This is a genomic window from Methylacidimicrobium cyclopophantes, assembly GCF_902143385.2.
Lineage (GTDB): Bacteria > Verrucomicrobiota > Verrucomicrobiia > Methylacidiphilales > Methylacidiphilaceae > Methylacidimicrobium > Methylacidimicrobium cyclopophantes.
Window position 1 is genome coordinate 1 of record NZ_CABFUZ020000217.1, and the last position, 5,034, is coordinate 5,034.

Sequence of the window (5,034 nt, forward strand, 5' to 3'; positions counted from 1 at the left end):
GGCCGGCCGGCGCGGGCGGATTCATGTGTTCCTCGCGACCTCGACGATCCATCGTGAGCACAAGCTCGCGAAGAGCCGGGAAGAGATCGTTCGCATCGCCGTCGAGTCGATCCGGCGGGCCCGCAACTTCGTGGAGGATGTAGAATTCTCTCCGGAGGATGCGACGCGCACGGAGCCGGATTTTCTCTTGCGGATCGTGACGGAGGCCATTGCCGCAGGGGCGACGACGATCAACATCCCCGACACAGTCGGATATGCGACGCCCGGAGAGTTTGCCGAACGGATCCGGATGCTCTTCGGGGGGGTCCCCAACATCGGCTCTGCCGTGCTGAGCGTCCATTGCCACAACGATCTCGGCTTGGCGGTCGCCAATTCGCTCGCAGCGATTCAAGCCGGGGCGCGTCAGGTGGAGGGGACGATCAACGGGATTGGAGAACGGGCCGGGAACGCCGCGCTCGAAGAGATCGTGATGGCGCTCAATACGCGTCGCGACTTCTTCGGTGGTCTCGAAACGGGCATACATCTGAAGGAGATCGTTCGAACCAGTCGGCTGGTGGCTCGCATGTCGGGGCTCCATGTCCAGCGAAACAAGGCGGTGGTCGGCGAAAACGCATTCGCCCATAGCGCCGGCATCCACCAGGACGGCGTTCTCAAGAAGCGAGAGACCTACGAGATCATGGATCCAACGACGATCGGGTGGGGCGAGAGCGAGCTGCCTTTGACGAAACACAGCGGGAGAGCCGCCTTGGAAAAGCGGCTCGTCACCCTCGGCTTCGGATTGAGCCGTGAGGAGATCGACGCCATTTTCGGAAAATTCAAGGAGATCGGAGATAAGAAGAAGTTCGTCTACGACGACGATCTGGTAGCGCTTGCCGAAGGGCAGATCACCCGGATTCAGGAGACCTTTGAGCTCGTCTACTGGAGCGTGTCGACGGCGTTTCAAGGGGTCCCCACTGCTACGGTGCGCTTGCGCAAGGGAGGCGAACTCTTGACCGATGCGGGAGTCGGGGGAGGATCGGTCGATGCGGCGATGAAAGCGATCGATCGGATCAGCGGGCGGCGCGGTCACTTGGTGGAGTATGTGGTGCAAGCGGTGACCGAAGGGAAAGATGCTATCGGCGAAGTAACGGTTCGGGTCGATTTCGGCGAAGGCCGACCCGTCACGGGGAAAGCAGCCTCGACCGATGTGGTGGAGGCGAGCGTTCGCGCCTATCTCAACGCGGTCAATCGCTCCTTCCTTTCGCGGGCCGAGGCTGCTCGGAAGGAAGAGGCTCCTTCCTCCAAGGGGAGCAGAACCAGCCCGGCGGCGGGAGAGCAAACCGAGGGACGCGGGGACCCGGAGACGATCGCTGGCGGTTGCCTTCGATAAAGAAGGTTTAAAAAAGGGGCACGGGCGGGGAGATCGGAGAAGGGGGCGGAGTTTCCGGCAGCAAGAGGGCCAGGAGTCGGTGAAAGGTCACAAAGGCCATCAGGAAGAGGTAACCGATGACAATGATGAGGATGAGGCCCATCGTCATGTCACGACGCCGGTGCGCGTGGCCCGGCTCGTGATGCTCGCCGGTTTCCGCCGTCCGTAAGCTCTTTGGATGCGCCACCACAGAGCAATTAACGCCCATTTGCTGCAGGAAAGCAAATACCTTTGTCGTCGTTCAGGCGAACCTTTTGGAGAATTGTCCCGGACGCCGACTATCCCGTGTTCCGCAATCCCGCGCTGATTCCGTTGATGGTCAATTCGATGACGCGCCGGAGCGGGCGCTCTTCGTCCTTTTGGCCGCTGTCGAGCGATCGGAGCCGGCGGAGCATCTCGACTTGAATGTAGTTGAGTGGGTCGACGTAGGGATTCCGGAGCCGAATCGAACGCTGGAGAATCGGTTCGCGGTCGAGCAAGGCGCCGATGCGGCAGATAGCCAGGACCTGTTGGACCGAACGATCATATTCCGAGCGGATTCGAGAAAAGATGCGCTCGCGGATCTCCAGGTCTTGAACGAGCGATGCATAGCGCGCGGCGATGTTCATGTCCGCCTTGGCAAGGGATTGCTGCGCATTGTCCAGCGTGGTCCGGAAGAAAGGCCATCCTTCGTACATTTCTTGGAGTAGTCCGAGTTTCTGCGGCGAACCCGCGCAAAAGGAGGCGAGGGCGCCCATTCCATACCAGCCCGGCACCACGAAGCGGCTCTGCATCCAGGAGAAGACCCAGGGGATGGCCCGGAGCTCCTCCAACGTGTCGCTGCGCGAGCGGAGGGCCGGCCGGGAGCCGATGTTGAGTAACCGGAGCTCGTCGATGGGAGTCGCCTCCCGCCAAAACCGTAGAAACGCAGGATCGTCCCGGACGAGCCCTTGGTAGAGGGGAACGCTTTGCGCCGCGATCTCCTCCATCGCATCGGTCCAGCGAGCGGGAAGAGGGGGCCGGCTGCTCGACGCGTGGATGCCGGTCAAGACCCCATAGCAGATCTGCTGGAGGATGCGGAAGGCGAGGTCCGGATCGTGATAGCGCGTGGAGAGTACCTCGCCCTGCTCGGTGATGCGGATCTTGCCTTCGATGAGCCCGCAGGGCTGGGCCAGAATCGCCTGCGCCGCGGGCCCTCCCCCCCGGGCGATCGTTCCACCTCGGCCGTGAAAGAGGATGGGGCTGACTCCATATCGGCGGCAGACTTCGACGATGGCGTCTTGGGCCTTGTAGAGCCACCAACTCGCGGCGAGGTAGCCGCAGTCCTTGTTGCTGTCGGAATAACCCAGCATCACGATCTGCTCTTTGCCATGACGTTCCAGGTGCGGGCGATAGGCGGGATGATCGAAAAGGCTGCGTAGGATCTCCGGAGCGGCGGCGAGATCCGACAAGGTTTCCACCAGGGGCGCGATCGAGAGATCGGCTCGGGTGAGGCGACAAAGGAGAAGGACCTCGAGGATGTCGGAGAGCTCGCGGGTCATGCTGATCACGTAGGCTCCGACGCACTCGTTTCCGTAGAGGGCCTGGGCTCGCGATACGGTCAAGAGGGAACCCAAGATGTCCCGGCTCGCCGGACCGCAGCGGTCCCAAAGCCGGTGAAGATCGACGATCGGGGGTTCTGCGAGAAGGGAGGAGAGCAGCTCTTGCTTTTGGCCCTCGTTGCATCGTGCGTATCCCTCGACTCGGCCGAGAAGAGCCAAGATCTCATCGAGAGCCTGTTCGTGGACGCGGGAGTGCTGGCGGATATCGAGCGCCGCCATGTGCAAGCCGAAGGTTTGCAGCTGTCGCCGGAGCCGCAGCAGGTCCCCGCCGGCCAAGAAGGGGGCCCGCCCTTTTTCGAGGGCCGCCTCTACGGCATCGAGAGCATGAGAGAGGTTGCCCAGTGTGAGATCGGGCTCCGGACGGGGGCCGAACAGGTCGAGGAGATCGGAGGCCCGGGCATGATTCTCTTCTTGGATTACCTCTTCGCGAAGCGCCGCCAAAAAGAGGCGGTAGGGTTCGTTCGGATACCGGAGGCCGAGCCGGTTGCGATGAAGGATGAGGCGTTCGCGCCGGGAGAAGAGATCGAGCAGTTCCGTCGCGGACGGATCCCGGCGGGTGGAAATGGTCAAGAGATGGGAGAGCTGATCGAGGCCGCCGGCGATCTTCGAAAGAGCCAGCCGTCGATGGAGCACAAGACCTTCCGCCGTTACATCGAAGGTCACCGACGGGTTGCCGTCTCGATCTCCCCCGATCCAAGAGCCGAAGGAGATCCAGCGGCGGGGCGGCCGCACGGTTGGGTAGTGCCGGGAGAGCACTCTTGCCATCTCGGCCTCCAGGTCCGGAAGGACCTCCCAGAGCGTCGAATCAAAAAACCAGAGTCCTGTTCGAACCTCGTCCAGGACCTGGGGCCGCTCCGTGCGGCTCCGATCCGTAAGCCAAAGGGAGGCGATCTCCCTTTCCAGGGATGCGAGCCAATCCGCCGTCCGCGCGAGCGAGCTTTCCGTCTGATCGCGGAGAAGCTGCGCCAGCCGGCGCAGCTTGACGAGAATCGTCCGTCGTTTGGCTTCCGTCGGGTGCGCCGTCACGACGAGCGTGATGTGGAGTTTGTCGACGATCCGCTGCATCTCTTCCGGGGAAACGCCCTGAGCCTTGAGCTCCACGAGGGCCGCCTCGATCGAGGCCCGCGGGACGAGGCCCGACTCCAGTTGTCGGCTTCTCCGGCTGCGCAGCAGTCGAATTCGATAGTTTTCCTCCGCAAGGTTGACCAATTCGAAATAGCTGGTGAAGGCCATGGCCATCTCGTAGGCCAGATCGGGAGAGAGTTTTGCCACCGCGGCTCCCAAAAAGTCGGCGGCACCGGCTTCCCCGGAGCGGCTGGCCTTGGCAAGCGATCGAATCTCTTCTTCGAGCGAGAGGACCTCGCTGCCTTCGAGCTTCGCAATGACACGGCCCAGGGCGTCTCCCAGCAGGCGAACTTCTCGGGAGAGGCTCTCCAGATCATGATCCGAGGGTGGGGTGGTTGGGTTCATGAGCGCTTGGAACCGAGGACCCTACACTCTTTTTCGAGAGCGCCAAAATAGATCGTGGCTCGTTCCCCGGGCCCGAGGATCGCACGGCCAGAAGCGCGAAGCAGTTTTCTTGTAGTCGGAAAGCCTCCGCGCACGGTAAGCTCGCTTACGGATTCCAAGATAAGGGAGCTGGGCGGGCAGAGCTTCGGCGGGAGCGGAATGGACAGGGGCGAGGCAGAATCGGATGCCGAGGGAGCGAACACCGAGGCGCCTGCGGGCGAGGAGCGCGAAATTGATCGCTTTCTCGCCTTTCTTCGGGAGCAAAAGGGATATTCCCCCTTTACGATTCGCAATTACAGGCAAGCCTTGCGGGAGTTTGCCGAGCGGCGACGTGGGAAGGACTGGTGGTCGACGGAGCCGCACGAGCTTCGCGATTATCTTTACGAACTTTGCTTGCGTCCGGAATTGGGAGCGGTTTCCATCCGCGTCCGCTTCGCAGCCCTGCGTGCATTTTTTGCCCGGGCCGTGAAGACGAAGCAGATGGCGGACAATCCGGCCCGTTCCGTGAGCCTTCCTCGGCTTGCGCGGCGCCTGCCG

Annotated in this window: 4 protein-coding genes; 2 read left to right on the top strand and 2 right to left on the bottom strand. The window is 62.3% G+C overall.

Annotated elements, in window-relative coordinates:
* Positions 1–1,369 (top strand): 2-isopropylmalate synthase (locus FN369_RS09145; protein ID WP_246189646.1); only part of this gene is annotated, 1,369 nt, incomplete at its 5' end.
* A gap of 7 nt (positions 1,370–1,376) precedes the next feature.
* Here the strand turns inward: FN369_RS09145 and FN369_RS09150 are convergent.
* Both FN369_RS09150 and ppc read right to left on the bottom strand, forming a co-directional pair.
* Entirely contained in the window at positions 1,377–1,598 is a 222-nt protein-coding gene (locus FN369_RS09150; RefSeq protein WP_178087782.1) for a hypothetical protein, read from the bottom strand.
* Between the two features lie 88 nt (positions 1,599–1,686).
* Positions 1,687–4,458 carry a phosphoenolpyruvate carboxylase gene (ppc, locus tag FN369_RS09155; protein WP_142525851.1) on the bottom strand — a complete coding sequence of 924 codons (2,772 nt, stop codon included), beginning with the start codon at positions 4,456–4,458 and terminating at the stop codon, positions 1,687–1,689.
* Positions 4,459–4,656: 198 nt separating this feature from the next.
* On the opposite strand from ppc, the gene FN369_RS09160 reads away from it, so the two are divergent.
* Positions 4,657–5,034 (top strand): site-specific integrase (locus FN369_RS09160; RefSeq protein WP_178087783.1); only part of this gene is annotated, 378 nt, incomplete at its 3' end.

Bases quoted from the DNA above. Each gene is read 5' to 3' on its own strand.
- ppc (WP_142525851.1), bottom strand. From the start codon at position 4,458: ATGAACCCAACCACCCCACCCTCGGATCATGATCTGGAGAGCCTCTCC.